The organism is Comamonas odontotermitis (assembly GCF_040396735.1).
Taxonomy (GTDB): Bacteria; Pseudomonadota; Gammaproteobacteria; order Burkholderiales; family Burkholderiaceae_C; genus Comamonas; species Comamonas odontotermitis_C.
Genome location: NZ_JBEBNZ010000027.1, coordinates 1 through 16,777, shown reverse-complemented (window position 1 = coordinate 16,777; position 16,777 = coordinate 1). Strand labels below are relative to the sequence as shown.

At 61.6% G+C, this 16,777-nt stretch carries 10 protein-coding genes and 1 tRNA gene; 9 read left to right on the top strand and 2 right to left on the bottom strand.

The annotated features are described in order from the left end of the window. Window positions 1-38: 38 nt before the first annotated feature. Entirely contained in the window at window positions 39-1,286 is a 1,248-nt protein-coding gene (locus tag ACH2DG_RS17770) for an MFS transporter (RefSeq protein ID WP_395027741.1), read from the bottom strand. A 325-nt stretch (window positions 1,287-1,611) separates the two neighbouring features. On the opposite strand from ACH2DG_RS17770, the gene ACH2DG_RS17765 reads away from it, so the two are divergent. Then, complete coding sequence (locus tag ACH2DG_RS17765; RefSeq protein WP_395027740.1) at window positions 1,612-3,150, top strand: DegQ family serine endoprotease; 1,539 nt, start codon at window positions 1,612-1,614, stop codon at window positions 3,148-3,150. Window positions 3,151-3,274: 124 nt separating this feature from the next. Here the strand turns inward: ACH2DG_RS17765 and hpnC are convergent, their stop codons facing one another. Then, on the bottom strand, window positions 3,275-4,144 hold the full coding sequence (gene hpnC / locus ACH2DG_RS17760; protein WP_395027738.1) for a squalene synthase HpnC: 870 nt from the start codon (window positions 4,142-4,144) through the stop codon (window positions 3,275-3,277). A gap of 294 nt (window positions 4,145-4,438) precedes the next feature. Between hpnC and ACH2DG_RS17755 the strand changes: the two genes are divergently transcribed. The 8 genes from ACH2DG_RS17755 (at window position 4,439) to lon (ending at window position 16,595) form a co-directional block, all read left to right on the top strand. After that, window positions 4,439-5,611 carry an efflux RND transporter periplasmic adaptor subunit gene (locus tag ACH2DG_RS17755; RefSeq protein ID WP_395027737.1) on the top strand — a complete coding sequence of 391 codons (1,173 nt, stop codon included), beginning with the start codon at window positions 4,439-4,441 and terminating at the stop codon, window positions 5,609-5,611. Between the two features lie 9 nt (window positions 5,612-5,620). After that, the gene (locus ACH2DG_RS17750; protein WP_395027735.1) at window positions 5,621-8,836 is read left to right on the top strand and encodes an efflux RND transporter permease subunit; all 3,216 of its coding nucleotides are present in this window, start codon (window positions 5,621-5,623) and stop codon (window positions 8,834-8,836) included. Window positions 8,837-8,955: 119 nt separating this feature from the next. After that, window positions 8,956-9,042 (top strand) — tRNA-Leu (locus ACH2DG_RS17745). 204 nt (window positions 9,043-9,246) lie between these two features. Beyond that, window positions 9,247-10,185 carry a hypothetical protein gene (locus ACH2DG_RS17740; protein ID WP_395027733.1) on the top strand — a complete coding sequence of 313 codons (939 nt, stop codon included), beginning with the start codon at window positions 9,247-9,249 and terminating at the stop codon, window positions 10,183-10,185. 296 nt (window positions 10,186-10,481) lie between these two features. Beyond that, on the top strand, window positions 10,482-11,795 hold the full coding sequence (gene tig, locus ACH2DG_RS17735) for a trigger factor (RefSeq protein WP_395027732.1): 1,314 nt from the start codon (window positions 10,482-10,484) through the stop codon (window positions 11,793-11,795). Window positions 11,796-11,960: 165 nt separating this feature from the next. Then, complete coding sequence (clpP, locus tag ACH2DG_RS17730; RefSeq protein ID WP_224149965.1) at window positions 11,961-12,569, top strand: ATP-dependent Clp endopeptidase proteolytic subunit ClpP; 609 nt, start codon at window positions 11,961-11,963, stop codon at window positions 12,567-12,569. A 109-nt stretch (window positions 12,570-12,678) separates the two neighbouring features. Then, on the top strand, window positions 12,679-13,950 hold the full coding sequence (gene clpX / locus ACH2DG_RS17725; RefSeq protein WP_224149964.1) for an ATP-dependent Clp protease ATP-binding subunit ClpX: 1,272 nt from the start codon (window positions 12,679-12,681) through the stop codon (window positions 13,948-13,950). A 194-nt stretch (window positions 13,951-14,144) separates the two neighbouring features. After that, window positions 14,145-16,595, top strand: a complete 2,451-nt coding sequence (lon, locus tag ACH2DG_RS17720) for an endopeptidase La (RefSeq protein ID WP_395027730.1) — start codon at window positions 14,145-14,147, stop codon at window positions 16,593-16,595. The last annotated feature ends 182 nt before the right edge of the window (window positions 16,596-16,777 follow it).

Here is a 16,777-nt window from a genome sequence, read left to right as displayed (position 1 = left end):
AGGCGAGCGGAACTTTTGTCTGTGCCTATGCCATATGCCTATGGCTGAGCCTGTATCCGGGGCATATGCTGCAGTCGCGAAAATGGGGACGCAAAAATCACGACCACCTGCACTGCAAAGCCCGCCAGGGCAACGAGCAGGCAGGTGCCTTCGCCCCAGCCCGTGCCCACCCAGCCGCCCAGGGCGGCGCCAATGGGCCGGGCACCGGCGTTCACCATCAGAAATACCGAGGACACGCGGCCCAGCAAGGCATTGGGTGTGACGTGCTGGCGCAAGGTGGTGGTGCTGATGGTCCATACCATGGGGCCTGATCCGAGCAGGAAGAAGCACAGACCTGCCAGGGCGGAACCAGGCCATGCCAGGGTCGCAGCCAGGCATGCTGCAGCCGCCAGGCCCGCAACCGGCCCCAGTTGCACAGCCCGGCCAAAGGGCAGGGCAGCCATCAGCCGCGGGCTGGTCAGTGCGCCTGCCAGCATGCCCGCGCCATAGCATGCCATGGTCATGCCTATGGCCCCAGCGTCCATGCCCAGGCTGCGGACGGCATAAGGAACGAAGGCGGTCTGCAGCATGAACCAGGCCAGATTGAACACCGCGCCTGTCACCAGCAAAGGCATCAGCAAGGCGTGCTGACCGACGAAACGCGCGCCTTCTCCCACTTCACGCAGCAGGTGCCTGCATTGTGGAAGCTGCTGTGCCAGAGCGGGCGCTGCGCCAGAGCGCAGCCCGAGAAGCGCGAGAACGGCAAAGCCAGACAGTGCAACGGCGAGTGCCATCGTAGGCAGGCCGCCCGCCCAGGCCACCAGGCTCCCCGCTACGGCAGGGCCGCTGGCAAATGCAATGCTGCGGGCCACTTCCAGCCGGGCATTGGCCTGAGCCAGGGCCCGGCGCGGCACCAGATCGGACACCAGCCCAGGGGTTGCCACGCTGAAAGCCACCGTGCCGATGGCCCCCGCAAAGCTGAGCGCGGCCAACCACCCCACTTGTAAATGCGAACTGTGCAGGGCAGCCAGCATGAGCAGCAGGGCGGTGAGCCGCAGCACCTCTCCCCATAGCATCAATTGCTGGCGCGGCATACGATCGGCCAGGCTGCCCAGTGGCAGCGAGAGCAGCAGGAACGGCAGGGTTCCCATGGCTGTCAGCAGGCCGATGTCGCCCACGCTGCTGCCCAGCATCAACACGGCGACCAGGGGCACGGTTGCGAGGCTCAGTTGCTCGGCAGACTGCGCCGCAAGATTGGCGAGAGACAGGCGCTGAAAGGGAGAGGGAAGTGGTGAAGACTGCTGCATTGCGGAGAGCGTTGAAAGGACGAAATGCAGTGTCGTTGGCTAGAAGTCCGGGCTTGCTGCGAATCTTGCGCCGCAATTTCCGGTGCGGTGCAATCGGTCCTGAAAATGCCTTTTCAAGTGGAGCGCAGGAAAAGGCTTTCCGTAGCGCCAGTCGGTTGTGCAAATTGCTATCAATTTAATAGTTAAGCTGCCATATTCCTTTGACCTGCCCAGGCATTTGCGGGGCAGTTTGCAGCGGTTTCCCACTCCCGTCTAAGTTTCCTCTAAGTCTGCGCATGCACAGTAGCGGCATCAACAGACTGAATGCGTCAGAGGAGTTCAAAAAATGTCGATCCCTTCTCTCCAACTGGGTTCCAAGAAACTGGTGGCTGCCTTGCTCACCGCAGGTGTGCTGGGCGGCGTTGGCGCCACCGCCATGCAGCACATGCACTGGAGCGCGAACGCGCAGAACGTGCCTGCCGCAGTGGCACCGGGCGCCATGGCGCCATCGGTCAATCTGCCCAATTTCACCGCCATCACTGCGCAGGCGGGGCCTGCCGTGGTCAATATCAGCGTGCGTGGCACGCGCAAGGTCGGCAACGACGAGGACGATGATGACGACGGCGACACCGCCCCGTCTGCCAATCTCGGCCAGCAGATCAATCCTGGCGACCCCATGCTGCAGTTCTTCAAGCAGTTTGGCTTTGCAGTGCCGCAGCAGGGCATGCGCGGCTTCGGCCGCCAGATTCCGCAGGAAGTGCCGACGGCGGGCGAGGGCTCGGGTTTCATCATCAGCCCCGATGGCACGATTCTGACCAATGCGCACGTGGTCAAGGGCGCCAAAACCGTGACCGTCAAGCTCACCGACCGCCGCGAATTCAAGGCCAAGGTGCTGGGTACCGACCCCAAGACCGATATCGCCGTCATCAAGATCGATGCCAAGGACCTGCCAGTTGCCCGCCTGGGTGATTCCAAGGCCGTTCAGCAGGGCGAATGGGTGCTGGCCATCGGCTCGCCCTTTGGTTTCGAGAATTCGGTGACTGCCGGTGTGGTCAGCGCCAAGGGGCGTGCCCTGCCTGATGACAGCGCCGTTCCTTTCATCCAGACCGATGTGGCCGTCAACCCCGGAAATTCGGGGGGGCCGCTTTTGAACACCCGGGGCGAGGTGGTCGGCATCAACTCGCAGATCTACAGCAAGAGTGGCGGCTACCAGGGCCTGTCGTTTGCGATCCCGATCGACCTGGCAGTCAACATCAAGGACCAGATCGTGGAACACGGCAAGGTGAACCACGCGCGGCTGGGCGTCGTGATCCAGGAGGTGAACCAGGCATTTGCCGATTCCTTCAAGCTGCCCAAGCCTGAAGGCGCGCTGGTGGCGAGTGTGGAAAAGGGCGGCCCTGCCGAGAAGGCAGGCCTGCAGCCCGGCGATGTGATCACCGGCTACAACGGCCAGTCCATCGTCTCCTCCAATGACCTGCCCGCCGCCATTGCCACCGCCAGGCCCGGCGCAGAAGCGAGCCTGCAGGTCTGGCGCCAGGGCAAGCAGACCACGGTGCAGGCCACCCTGGGCGGCAATGTCGACAAGGGCGATCAGGTGGCCAGCAAGGACAAGGTGGGCAAAGGCAAGCTGGGCCTGGCGCTGCGCGAGCTGACGCCGCAGGAAAAGCAGGCCAGCGGCAGCAAGAGCGGCCTGATCGTGGAGCAGGCGGCTGGCCCGGCGGCCCTGGCGGGCGTACAGCCGGGGGATGTCGTGCTGTCCATCAATGGCGCTGCGGTGACGGGAATTGACGAACTGCGTAAACAGGTGGCTCAATCCGACAAATCGGTGGCCTTGTTGATCGAGCGCAACGGGCAGAAGATTTTCGTGCCGGTACAGTTGGGCTGAAGCGCTTCTTGCCGCACCACATTTTGTAAGCACTCTCCTCGGGGGTCTTGAACCCCTTTTCAGGCCGAATCCCTGCGGGTTCGGCCTCTTTTATGGGCAGCAGGCGAAAGAGTGCTGTTAGGGGCTACATCCACAGACTGCGCCAGAGCATGCGCGGCACATCTGCCTTGCCGATGGTGCGCCGCTCCCACAGGCTGCGGCCTTGGAGGGCATCGACCTTGTCCAGAATGCGCAGGCCGCCTTGCACCACCAGGCGCAGTTCCCAGCCAGCGCGGCCGGGAACGCGGTGCACCAGCGGAGCACCGCTGTTCATCAACTCGCGGGCCCAGTGTGCCTGCTCTATGACCAACTGGCGCAGCGCCGGGCTGTCCTGGCGTTGCTGCATGGCGGTCAGGCTGACACCGTGTTGTGCGCGGTCAGCATCGGTGAGGTAGTAGCGCCCGCGCGGGATGTCCACGCTCAAGTCCTGCCAGAAATTGATCAGCTGCAGCGCGCTGCAGATGGCGTCGCTCTGTACCAGCGATGTAGCGTCCTGCACGCCATACAGATGCAGCAGCAGGCGCCCCACCGGATTGGCCGAGCGGCGGCAGTAATCCATCAGCTCGGCCCGGTTTTCGTAGGTCAGGGCGTTCTCGGTCTTGCCGATGTCCTGCATGAAGGCGCTGATCAGGTCGTCCAGCAGCGGTACCGGCAACTGCCACTGATCGATGGTGGCCTGCAGCGGCGCAAACACGCCGCGCCAGCGGTCTGCAGGTGTCTCGCCCTGGGCAATGCGGGCGAGTTCGTCGCGGTAGGCCTGCAACTCGGCAATGCGTTGGGCGGCAGTGGCGTCACCTTCGTCGGCAATGTCGTCGGCCGTACGGGCAAAGTGGTAGATGGCGGCGATCGGGGGACGCAGTGCAGGCGGGCACAGCCACGAGGCGACGGGAAAATTCTCGTAATGAGTGACCGCTGGGGCGGCGTCACGGTGGGCAGGGGGTCGGGATTCGTTCACAGCCGGGATGCTAGCCGATTCACGAGCGGTGTTGCCCGAGCCGGGGTGGGTTGACGGGCCAGCCATGCCGCCCGTGGACAGGGGCTACCGAGGTGCACGCGCGATGCTTTGCCGGGGCGGCAGGCGTTTTGCCATGGGAGCCGATTGACAACAGGGGATGAAAACCCTAGATTAATGACCCATCGGTCATTAAATGGCTGCCGGGCGGACCCATGAGATGGATGGGGGCTGCCGTGGCGGTCTGTTCTCTTATTCCGGCTCACTACCATGTCTCAAGTTCTTTTCAAGCGTTCTATGCGCACGACTGCTGCGCTGGCAGCTTTCATTTTGATAGCAGCCTGCTCCAAGAAAGAACCACCGCCCGAGCCGATCCGTGCCGTCAAGCTGCAAACGGTGGGCGCGGCTCCTCTGGTGGCCAAGGCCGAATTTGCCGGCGATATCCGCGCGCGTACCGAAGCGCAGCTCGGTTTTCGGGTGGCGGGCAAGGTGCTCAGCCGCAATGTGGAGCTGGGCCAGGCGGTGAAACCCGGCCAGTTGCTGGCGCAGCTCGATGGCGCGGATTACGCGCTGGCTGCGCAGGGCGCCCAGGCGCAGGTGCAGGCGGCGGTGACGCAGCGCGATCTGGCGGCTGCCAATTACCACCGCTTCAAGGAGCTGCGCGACAAGAATTTCATCAGCGCGGCGGAGATGGAACGCCATGCGGCTTCGCTCAAGTCGGCGCAGGCCCAGCTGGACCAGGCCAAAGCCAATGCCGCTGCCCAGGGCAACCAGACCGCCTATACGCGTCTGGTGGCCGATGTGGCGGGCGTTGTGACTGCGGTCAATGTGGAGCCCGGCCAGGTGGTGGCCGCGGGCAGCCCGGTGCTGCGCATTGCCAAGGACGGCGCACGCGACGCCGTGTTTGCCGTGCCCGAGGACCGCATTGCCCAGTTCAAGGCCGGGCAGCCGGCGCAGGTGTTGGTGTGGCCCGATGGGCAGACGCTCAGCGCACATATCCGCGAAGTGGCTGCCAGTGCAGACGCTGCCACGCGCACCTATCAGATCAAGGCATCGCTCGATGCGGCCGATACCGATGTGCTGCCCAAGCTGGGCGCAACGGTCACCGTCATTCCGCAGGGCGCGCAGGCGAATACAACGCAGGATGCAGGCGTCATCAAGCTGCCGTTGGCGGCGCTGTGGGACAAGGCGGGTGTCAGCAACGTCTGGGTGTTTGACCCGGCAACCTCGGCTGTGCAGCCGCAGCCGGTAAAGGTGGCGCGCATGGACGGCAACGATGCCGTCATCCAGAGCGGCCTGCAGCCGGGCCAGCAGGTGGTGATTGCCGGGGTGCATGTGCTCAATGCCGGGCAGAAGGTGACCGTTTTTCAATCAAAATACGCTCCTGCGCAAGACAGCAAGGCGCCAGATGCTACCAATTCTGTAGTGTCTGGTGGCTCTGGCGAGACGCTGCCTGCGGCGGCCAAGTAAGAGGTGGCCATGCAAGACAACGCAACACCAGGCACGCCGCTGCAGAGCGATCCCGAAAAGCACCTGGACACCAAAGGCTTCAATCTGTCGCGCTGGGCGCTGCAGCATATCCCGCTCACGCGCTATCTGCTCATCGTGCTGCTGCTCCTGGGCCTGGGCGCCTACTTCCAGCTGGGTCAGGATGAAGACCCGCCGTTCACCTTCCGCGCCATGGTGGTCTCTGCAGCATGGCCGGGCGCCACGGCGCAGCAGGTGGCCGAGCAGGTGACCGACAAGATCGAGCGCACCCTGCAGGATGTTCCCAACGCCGACAAGATCGTCAGCTACTCCAAGCCGGGTGAGATGCTCATCATCCTGAACCTGCGCGAAGACACCAAGCCGGGCGATGTGCCGCAAACCTGGCTGACCGTGCGGAAAAAGGTGGGCGATATGCGGGCCACCCTGCCGCAAGGCGTGCTGGGACCATTCTTCAATGACGACTTTGGCGATGTGTACGGCGTGATCTACGCGCTGCAGGGTGATGGCTACAGCTACGCCGAGTTGAAGGAGTACGCCGACAGCGTGCGCCAGAGCTTGCTGCGCGTCAAGGACGTGGCCAAGGTGGAGCTGTTCGGGGTACAGGACGAGAAGCTGTTCATCGAAATCTCGCGCACCAAGCTGGCGCAGCTGGGCCTCGACATGAACCAGGTCATCGGCCAGCTCGGCCAGCAGAACGCCGTGCAAAGCGGTGGCGAAGTGCAGGCCAGCGCCGACCGCGTACAGGTTGAGGTGACGGGCGAATTCACGCGGCTGGACGACGTCAAGGCCATGCCCATCCGGGGGCCGGCGGGCGTGCAGCTCAAGCTGGGCGATATCGCCGATATCTACCGCGGTTACATCGATCCGGCCAAGACCAAGGTGCATTACCAGGGGCGGCCCACGGTGGCGCTGGGCATCTCGATGCGCAAGGGCGGTGACGTGATTGCGCTGGGCAAGAACCTGCGTGCGGCCGTGGACAAAATCGCTCCTACCCTGCCCGCTGGCATGGGCCTCGCAAATGTGCAGGACCAGCCCAAGGCCGTGGCAACCTCCGTCAATGAATTTGTGCAGACCCTGATCGAGGCAGTGGTGATCGTGCTGGCGGTGAGTTTTCTGAGCCTAGGCCTGCACATCCGCAAGGGCAAGGAGCCGCTGTGGCGCCGTGTCTCGGTCGATCCGCGCCCGGGCCTGGTGGTGGGCATCACCATCCCGCTGGTGCTGGCAGCCACCTTCCTGGCCATGTGGTACTGGGGCATCGGCTTGCACAAGGTGTCGCTGGGCTCGCTGATCATTGCGCTGGGCCTGCTGGTGGATGATGCCATCATTGCCGTGGAAATGATGGTGCGCAAGCTCGAAGAGGGCTACGACAAGGTGAGCGCTGCCACGGCGGCTTATGACATCACGGCCAAACCGATGCTGACCGGCACCCTGATCACGGCAGCGGGCTTCATGCCCATTGGCATTGCCAAATCCACCACCGGTGAGTACACCTTCGCCATCTTTGCGGTGACGGTGATTGCGCTGGTCATCAGCTGGGTGGCATCGGTGTACTTTGTTCCGTATCTGGGAACGGTATTTCTCAAAAAGCCCAGGCATGCGCCAGAGGGCGACGGCGCCGGTCACCACGAAATGTTTGACACGCCGTTCTACAACCGATTTCGCCGCACCGTGGGCTGGTGCGTGGAGCACCGCTGGCTGACGATTGGCGCCACCCTGCTGGTGTTTGCACTGGGCCTGTTCGGCATGACAAAGGTGCAGCAGCAGTTCTTCCCCGACTCGAACCGCACCGAAATCCTCCTGGACGTTTGGCTGCCCGAGGGCGCCAGCGTGGCTGCAAATGAAGAGGTGACCCAGCGCATCGAAAAGCGCATGCAGGAGCAGCAGGGCATGGAGTCGGTCACTTCCTGGATCGGATCGGGCGTGCCGCGCTTTTATCTGCCGCTCGACCAGATCTTCCCGCAGTCCAACGTATCGCAGTTGATACTGCTGCCCACCAATCTGGCCGAGCGCGACCGGTTGATGCAACAGCTGCCAACCATGCTGGCGCAGGAGTTCCCTGAGGTGCGGGCGCGCGTGAAGCTGCTGCCCAGCGGGCCGCCGGTGCCGTATCCGGTGCAGTTCCGCGTCATGGGGCAAGACCCCAAGCTGCTGCGTGAACTGGCCAACGAGGTGCGCGCGAAGCTGGAAGCATCGCCGGACATGCGTGGGGTGAACGACAACTGGAACGAAGCCATCAAGGTGCTGCGCCTGGAGGTGGATCAGAGCAAGGCCCGGGCCCTGGGCGTGAGCAACCAGGACATTGCCCAGGCCACGCGCACCCAGCTGTCGGGCAACACCATCGGCCAGTACCGCGAGGGCGACAAGCTGATCGACATGGTGCTGCGCCAGCCCGTAGACGAGCGCAAGGCGGTCACCGACGTGGGCAATGCCTATGTGGCTTCGAGCAGCGGGCGGGCGATTCCGCTGTCGCAGATTGCCAAACCCACCTTCGTGTGGGAGCCGGGCATTCTGTGGCGACAGGGGCGCGAGTACTCCATCACGGTGCAGGGCGATGTGGTGGCCGGACTGCAGGGCCCGACCGTCACGCAAAAGCTCTGGCCCGATCTGCAGAAGCTGCAGGAGGGCTGGGCAGCCAAGGGGCTGAACCAGTACCGCATCGAGATCGCCGGTGCCGTGGAGGAAAGCGCCAAGGGTTCGGACTCGATCATGGCAGGCATGCCGATCATGGTGTTCCTCGTCTTTACCCTGCTGATGCTGCAGCTGCACAGCTTCAGCCGCTCGCTGCTCGTCTACCTCACGGGGTTCCTGGGAATTTCCGGGGTGACGGCGGCGCTGCTGCTGTTGAACCGGCCGTTCGGCTTTGTAGCGCTTTTGGGCGTGATCGCGCTCATGGGCATGATCCAGCGCAACTCCGTCATCCTGATCGACCAGATCGAAGCCAACCATGCAGCGGGGCTGTCCACCTTCGATGCCATCGTCGAGGCTGCTACACACCGCCTGCGCCCGATCGCGCTGACGGCAGCTGCCGCAGTGCTGGCGATGATTCCACTTTCGCGCAGCATTTTCTGGGGACCGATGGCGGTAGCCATCATGGGGGGGTTGATCGTGGCCACGGTGCTGACCTTGCTGGCGCTGCCTGCCATGTATGCTGCCTGGTTCCGCGTGAAGAAGGAGCACAGCGACACCCCGCTGTCTGCTGCTGTCTGAGCAGCCGAATGCAGGCAGATGCAGCGCTTTTTGCACAGAAAGGACCAGAAGGCGCAGGTCTTGCATGTAGAATTGCGGATTGACCTCAACGGGACATGGCCCCTGCCATGACCCGGACCGCGCGGGTGGCGAAATTGGTAGACGCACCAGGTTTAGGTCCTGACGGTGGCAACACTGTGGGGGTTCGAGTCCCCCCCCGCGCACCACGTATAAATGGCAATCCTTCTGTCAGAAGGCGTGCAAAGCCTTGTTTGAAAGCCGGCTTCTCCTGGGAGCCGGCTTTTTATTTGCAGGCGCAGGCTTGCACCAACAAAAAATGAGGATTTCGGCCTGTCTTTGGATTGACAAGCGGCGACTTGCTGGCATGATTTGTCGCTGGTTCAGCCATTCATGCAGCACAGATATCTGTAATGACAAAAATCCAGCAAGCGGCGTTCTGCGTGTTACTGCTAGCGGCGCCGCAAATCCATGCGCAAACGCTGGATGCCTTGCTGTCACCAGAGCCGGTCAGCTCTACCGCGGAGAGCCAGGAAGCTGCAGCACGCAACACGCGTGAGCTCATAGAGCGCTACCAACAGGCCCGCACCGTCACAGAGAAGCTGATGCTGCTGCAGCAAATGCGGGATCTGCAGGACGAGCTGCGCGATACGGCCACTCTGCTGGCCTTGCGTGCCGAAATGCAGAAAACCGTCGAGAGCGGAGAGGACGTGTTGAAGCCCGATGCCGTTCGGGTTTTGATGGGCACGGCATCTGCCGACGAGAACGTGCCGTTCCTGGTCGCTGCCTGGGGTAAAAAGCAACTGGCCGAACCCCTGTTTTACCGCAGCCTGGCGGCGCTGTACCCGCGTGCCAGCAAGCCCTGGCGGATGGAGATCATGAAGCTGCTGCTGCAAGGCGACATGGTGCCCAGCCGAATCAAGCTTGTGGAGGTGTGGGGCAAGCCTTCCACCTTGCAGAAGATGGATGCAGAGGAGCTTCAGGCTGTTCGCGGTTTTCTGGGCAAGTGGCAGGGGGTTGTACTGCGCTTGCAGCCGGGTCTGGGGAGCCTGGTGGTGCGCAACCTGCAATTGTGGCTGTCGGCGATGGCCAACCGGATACAGGCCGAGAACGGCACGGCGCGTGCTGATGCGATGCTGTCCCTCGTGCTGGACCCCCAGGCGGACCCGCGCCTGCTGGTGGCCTGGATTCTGTCGTCCGACTTCAAATCCCAGGCCTATGGCTCCCAGGTCAGTCAGGCCACCTGGAAGAAATGCTACGAGCGCCTGCAGGCACTGCAGGCCAGTGCACCGGATGACGAGTTCATTCGCGCCGCCTGGCTGGTGCTGGAGCAGACCGGCCCCATGCGCTGACATGCCCGCCCGCTGGCAGCGGGTGGCGGTGGGTTCATGGGCGTGGCTGGCTCATTCCTTTAAATTGCGGCCACAGGACGGCAGTTATATATAATGCCTGGTTTCGGCTTACTGCGCCAGGCATTGCCATACCCAAGGTATTTGTGATGCATGCGCTATAAGCCATTGATTTTTGGCGTGTTGATGGGCAAATTTGCCGCTCGGGCGCCGCTTCGATGGAACCCAGGTACGAGACAGTGCCGGTGCACTGCATCGGTGTTGTTGCCAGCAGGGTTCGTGCCCAACTAGGAATTACCATGGCAGTGAATGTTGAAACCCTTGAGAAGCTCGAGCGCAAGATCTCGCTGAGCTTGCCCCTGGCTTCGGTGCAGACCGAAGTGGACAGCCGCTTGAAGCGCCTGGCTCGTACCGTGAAGATGGATGGCTTCCGTCCAGGCAAGGTGCCAATGAATGTGGTGGCACAGCGCTATGGCTATTCCGTCCAGTATGAAGTGCTGAACGAAAAGGTGGGCGAGGCGTTTGCCAAGGCTGCCAATGAAGCAGAACTGCGTGTGGCAGGCCAGCCCAAGATCACCGAAAAGGAAGGTGCTCCAGAGGGCGAACTGGCATTCGACGCCGTGTTTGAAGTGTTCCCCGAAGTCAAGATCGGTGATCTGGCCACTGCAGAAGTGGAAAAGCTGACCGCCGATGTGGATGACGCTGCCATCGACAAGACCATCGACATCCTGCGCAAGCAGCGCCGCACGTTCGCTCAGCGTCCTGCTGACGCTGCCGCTGTGGACGGCGACCGCGTGACCGTGGACTTCGAAGGCAAGATCGACGGCGAACCCTTCGCTGGCGGCAAGGCTGAAGCCTTCCAGTTCCTGATCGGCGAAGGCCAGATGCTCAAGGAATTCGAAGACGCCGTGCGTGGCATGAAGACGGGTGAGTCCAAGACTTTCCCTCTGGCATTCCCTGAGGACTACCACGGCAAGGAAGTGGCTGGCAAGACCGCCGACTTCCTGGTGACCGTCAAGAAGGTGGAAGCCGCCAACCTGCCCGAAGTGAACGAAGCGCTGGCCAAGTCCCTGGGCATTGCTGACGGCTCCGTCGAAGGCCTGCGCGCCGACATCAAGAAGAACCTGGAGCGTGAAGTCAAGTTCCGCGTTCAGTCGCGCAACAAGCAAGCCGTGATGGAAGCCCTGGTGTCCAAGGCCGAACTGGACCTGCCCAAGGCCAGCATCGATGCCGAAGTCGGCCGTCTGCTCGAAGGCGCCCGTGCCGAGCTGAAGCAGCGCGGCATCAAGGACGCCGACAAGGCAGAAATCCCTGCTGACGTGTTCCTGCCACAAGCCGAGCGTCGCGTGCGCCTGGGCCTGGTGGTGGCCGAGCTGGTCAAGTCCAACAAGCTGGAAGCAACGCCCGAGCAGATCAAGGCCCATGTGGACGATCTGGCTTCGAGCTACGAAAAGCCTGAAGATGTGGTGCGTTGGTACTTTGGCGACCGCCAGCGTCTGGCCGAAGTCGAAGCCGTCGTGATTGAAAACAATGTGACGGATTTCGTGCTGGGCAAGGCCAAGGTCACCGACAAGACGGTGTCGTTCGACGAACTGATGGGCCAGCAGGCCTGATCGGCTGTGGCAGACAGGGGATTGCCGCGTCGGCAACCCTCCGTTTGACGACCAACCCACGCAGGGGCTTGTGCTTTTGGGCGCAGGCCCCATTTTGTTGGGGTACAGTTAGTCGATTCACACAGAATTCGAAGCTAGCTTCCACCTATCCTCAATGGAGATGCAATGAGCGCACAAGATATTCAGAACTTGGGTTTGATCCCGATGGTGATCGAGCAATCGGGCCGTGGAGAGCGCTCGTTTGATATTTACTCGCGCCTGCTCAAGGACCGCGTGATTTTCCTGGTCGGTGAAGTGAACGACCAGACGGCCAACCTGGTGGTGGCCCAGTTGCTGTTTCTGGAGAGCGAAAATCCCGATAAGGACATTTCCCTCTACATCAACTCGCCAGGCGGCAGCGTGACGGCCGGCATGGCCATCTATGACACCATGCAGTTCATCAAGCCGCAGGTCTCCACCATGTGCCTGGGCTTTGCTGCCAGCATGGGTGCATTCCTGCTGGCTGCGGGCGAGAAGGGCAAGCGCTATTCGCTGCCCAATTCCAAGATCATGATCCACCAGGTGCTGGGCGGCGCGCGCGGCCAGGCAACGGATATCGAAATCCATGCCCGCGACATCATCCGTACCAAGGAGCAGATGAACCGCATCCTGGCCGAACGCACGGGCCAGAGCTACGAGAAGGTCAAGAACGACACCGAACGGGACTATTTCATGACGGCGAACGAGGCGCATGAATACGGTCTGATTGATACTGTGGTAGAAAAGCGCCCATAAGCAGGATCAAACCAAACCGGTAAAGGCGGCCTCAACCCTACCCGGTTGAGGCCGCTTTGTAGTTGGTTATCATTGTTTCCATATAGATTCGATTGAAGGCATTGCCCCCATGGCCGAGAAAAAAGGCTCATCCAGCGAAAAAACCCTGTACTGCTCGTTCTGCGGCAAAAGCCAGCATGAGGTCAAGAAACTCATTGCAGGCCCCTCCGTGTTCATCTGCGATGAGTGCATCAACCTGTGCAACGACATCGTGCGCGACGAAGTGGCGGCAGAAGGCAAGGAAGGGGAAAAGCTCAAGGGCAATGACCTGCCAACGCCAGCCGATATCAAGGCCAATCTGGACAACTATGTGATTGGCCAGGACCCCGCCAAGCGCACCTTGGCCGTGGCGGTATACAACCACTACAAGCGTCTGCTGCACAAGGACAAGGCTGGCAAGGACGAGGTGGAGCTGGCCAAGAGCAACATCCTCCTGATCGGCCCGACGGGCTCCGGCAAGACCTTGCTGGCCCAGACGCTGGCGCGCCAGCTGAACGTGCCGTTTGTGATGGCCGATGCCACCACCTTGACCGAAGCCGGTTATGTGGGCGAGGACGTGGAAAACATCGTTCAGAAGCTGCTGCAAAGCTGCAACTACGATGTAGAGCGTGCCCAGCGCGGCATCGTCTATATCGACGAAATCGACAAGATCACCCGCAAGGCCGACAACCCATCCATCACCCGTGACGTGTCTGGCGAAGGCGTGCAGCAGGCGCTGCTCAAGCTGATCGAGGGCACGATGGCTTCGATTCCTCCGCAAGGCGGCCGCAAGCACCCGAACCAGGATTTTCTGCAGGTAGACACCACCAACATCCTGTTCATCTGCGGCGGTGCGTTCGCAGGTCTGGAAAAGGTGATCGAGAACCGCTCCGAAGCTTCGGGCATCGGTTTCAGTGCCACGGTCAAGAGCAAGCAACAGCGCTCCATCTCGGAAACCTTCCGTGATATCGAGCCTGAAGACCTGATCAAGTTTGGCATCATCCCTGAGCTGGTAGGGCGCCTGCCTGTGGTGACGGCGCTCGCCGAGCTGTCGGAAGATGCCCTGGTGCAGATCCTGACCCAGCCCAAGAACGCCTTGGTCAAGCAGTACAACAAGCTTCTGGGCATGGAAGGGGTGGAACTGGAAGTGCGCCCCGACGCCCTGACCGCCATTGCCAAGAAGGCGCTGGCGCGCAAGACGGGTGCCCGTGGCCTGCGTTCCATTCTGGAGCAATCGCTGATGACCACCATGTTCGATCTGCCGACGACCGACAATGTCGCCAAGGTTGTTGTTGAGGAGGCAACCATTAACGAAGGAAAGCCGCCACTGCTGGTCTATCGGGAAGCCGCCAAGAAGGCCTGAGTGCCTCAGCCTATATCTGGTGACCGCCAGTAGCTATTGTTTTTGATGAGCCTGCTTTTGCAGGCTTTGCCCTTTGGCAGGCTGTGGGTGCCTGTAAGAGGCGATCTCTGCCCCTACCCGTGGTTTTTCGCAAGCCGCAGGGTTGAAAAATTGCTTTTGCGAAGCATCTTCGTAAAAGTTTTAAAAGGATTTTCATGTCCGATACCCAATCCCTCACCACTCTCCCTCCGGAATTGCCCATGCTCCCGCTTCGGGACGTTGTGGTATTCCCGCACATGGTGATCCCGCTGTTCGTGGGCCGCCCCAAGAGCATCAAGGCGCTGGAGACGGCCATGGAGGCCGACCGCAAGATCATGCTGGTGGCGCAGAAGACGGCCGCCAAGGACGATCCTTCGGTCGCCGACATGTTCGATGTAGGCTGCGTCTCCACGATCCTGCAGATGCTCAAGCTGCCCGACGGCACGGTCAAGGTGCTGGTCGAAGGTGTGCAGCGTGCCCAGGTGGTTGAAATCGCAGAAGGCGAAGAATATTTCACCGCCAAGGTCGCTCCCGTGGAGCCGGGTGATGCGGCCGAGAAGGCCAGCGAGATCGAAGCGTTGCGCCGTGCTGTGATGCAGCAGTTTGACCAATACGTCAAGCTCAACAAGAAGATTCCTTCTGAGATCCTGACCTCGATTGCCGGTCTGGAAGATGCAGGGCGCCTGGCCGATACCATTGCGGCGCATCTGCCGCTCAAGCTGGAAAACAAGCAGGCCGTGCTGGAGCTGCAGAACGTGCAGGACCGGCTGGAAAACCTGTATGACCAGCTCGAACGCGAAGTCGATATCCTCAATGTCGACAAGAAGATCCGCGGGCGCGTCAAAAAGCAGATGGAAAAGAGCCAGCGCGACTTCTATCTGAACGAGCAGGTCAAGGCCATCCAGAAGGAACTGGGCGAAGGCGAGGACGGCGCTGATCTCGAAGAGCTGGAAAAGAAGATCCAGCTGGCCAAGATGCCGCAGGAAGCGCGCAAGAAGGCAGAGGCCGAGTTGAAGAAGCTCAAGCTGATGTCGCCCATGTCGGCAGAGGCTTCGGTGGTGCGCAACTTCCTCGAAACCTTGACGAACCTGCCCTGGAGCAAGAAGACCAAGGTCAAAAAGGACCTGGTGGCCGCCGAAGAGGTGCTCAATGCCGACCACTATGGCCTGGAGAAGGTCAAGGACCGCATTCTTGAGTATCTCGCTGTGCAGCAGCGCGTAGACAAGGTCAAGGCGCCCATCCTGTGCCTGGTGGGGCCCCCTGGCGTGGGCAAGACCTCGCTGGGACAGTCGATTGCCAAGGCCACGGGCCGCAAGTACGTGCGCATGGCGCTGGGCGGCATGCGTGACGAGGCGGAAATCCGCGGCCACCGCCGCACCTACATCGGCGCCATGCCGGGCAAGGTGCTGCAGAGCCTGACCAAGGTGGGTACCCGCAACCCGCTGTTCCTGCTGGACGAGATCGACAAGCTGGGCATGGATTTCCGTGGCGACCCATCGAGTGCCTTGCTCGAGGTGCTGGATCCGGAGCAGAACAGCAAGTTCGGCGACCACTATGTCGAAGTTGACTTCGATCTGAGCGATGTGATGTTCGTGGCGACATCCAACTCCATGAACATTCCGCCGGCGTTGCTGGACCGCATGGAGGTGATCCGTCTCTCGGGCTATACCGAAGACGAGAAGACCAATATCGCCATGCGCTACCTGCTGCCCAAGCAGATCGAGAACAACGGCGTCAAGGATGGCGAGTTGGAGCTGCGCGAAGACGCCGTGCGCGACATCGTGCGTTACTACACCCGCGAAGCTGGTGTGCGTTCGCTGGAGCGCGAGCTCTCCAAGATCTGCCGCAAGGTGGTCAAGAACATCCAGCTGGGCAAGGTGCAGGCGCCGGTCTTGGTGACCGCCGACAACCTGCCCGACTATCTGGGTGTGCGCAAGTTCACCTATGGTCACGCCGAGCAGAAGAACCAGGTCGGCCAGGTGGTCGGTCTGGCTTGGACGGAAGTGGGCGGCGATCTGCTGACCATTGAAGCGGCTGCCATGCCCGGCAAGGGCGTCATCAACCGCACCGGCTCGCTGGGCGATGTGATGAAGGAATCGGTGGAGGCTGCCCGCACCGTGGTGCGTAGCCGTGCCCGTTCGCTGGGTATCCGTGATGATGTGTTTGAGAAGCGTGATATCCACATCCACGTGCCCGATGGCGCCACGCCCAAGGATGGCCCGAGCGCAGGCGCAGCGATGACGACGGCGCTGGTGTCGGCCCTCAGCGGCATTCCCGTGCGCGCCGATGTGGCCATGACGGGCGAAATCACGCTGCGTGGCGAGGTGACGGCCATTGGTGGCCTGAAGGAAAAGCTGCTGGCGGCATTGCGCGGCGGTATCAAGACGGTGCTGATCCCCGAAGAGAACGTCAAGGACCTAGCCGAGATTCCAGACAACGTCAAGAGCGCCATGGAAATCGTGCCCGTGCGCTGGATCGACAAGGTGCTGGACATCGCTCTGGAAGCCAAGCCCATGCCTTTGACCGACGACGCTTCGGCGGATACCCCGGTCGTGCCCGCCGCTGCTGTGGCAGCCACGGCTGCCAAGGCGGAGCCTGCTCGTCGCAGTCGGGCGGTCAAGCACTGACGGGAAAGCGAAACGGCCTCGTGCGAATAAAACGGGGCCGTTTCGCTAAAACGCCAAAAAAAGTGCGATACAATGCATTCCATCGCGGAGACGGTATATAATCGCTGTCTTCCGATAAAACGGATACATGCGGGAATAGCTCAGTTGGTAGAGCGCAACCTTGCCAAGGTTGAGGTCGACGG

Bases quoted from the DNA above. Each gene is read 5' to 3' on its own strand.
- ACH2DG_RS17770 (WP_395027741.1), bottom strand. From the start codon at position 1,286: ATGCAGCAGTCTTCACCACTTCCCTCTCCCTTTCAGCGCCTGTCTCTC.
- ACH2DG_RS17765 (WP_395027740.1), top strand. From the start codon at position 1,612: ATGTCGATCCCTTCTCTCCAACTGGGTTCCAAGAAACTGGTGGCTGCC.
- ACH2DG_RS17755 (WP_395027737.1), top strand. From the start codon at position 4,439: ATGCGCACGACTGCTGCGCTGGCAGCTTTCATTTTGATAGCAGCCTGC.
- ACH2DG_RS17750 (WP_395027735.1), top strand. From the start codon at position 5,621: ATGCAAGACAACGCAACACCAGGCACGCCGCTGCAGAGCGATCCCGAA.
- ACH2DG_RS17740 (WP_395027733.1), top strand. From the start codon at position 9,247: ATGACAAAAATCCAGCAAGCGGCGTTCTGCGTGTTACTGCTAGCGGCG.
- tig (WP_395027732.1), top strand. From the start codon at position 10,482: ATGGCAGTGAATGTTGAAACCCTTGAGAAGCTCGAGCGCAAGATCTCG.
- clpP (WP_224149965.1), top strand. From the start codon at position 11,961: ATGAGCGCACAAGATATTCAGAACTTGGGTTTGATCCCGATGGTGATC.
- clpX (WP_224149964.1), top strand. From the start codon at position 12,679: ATGGCCGAGAAAAAAGGCTCATCCAGCGAAAAAACCCTGTACTGCTCG.
- lon (WP_395027730.1), top strand. From the start codon at position 14,145: ATGTCCGATACCCAATCCCTCACCACTCTCCCTCCGGAATTGCCCATG.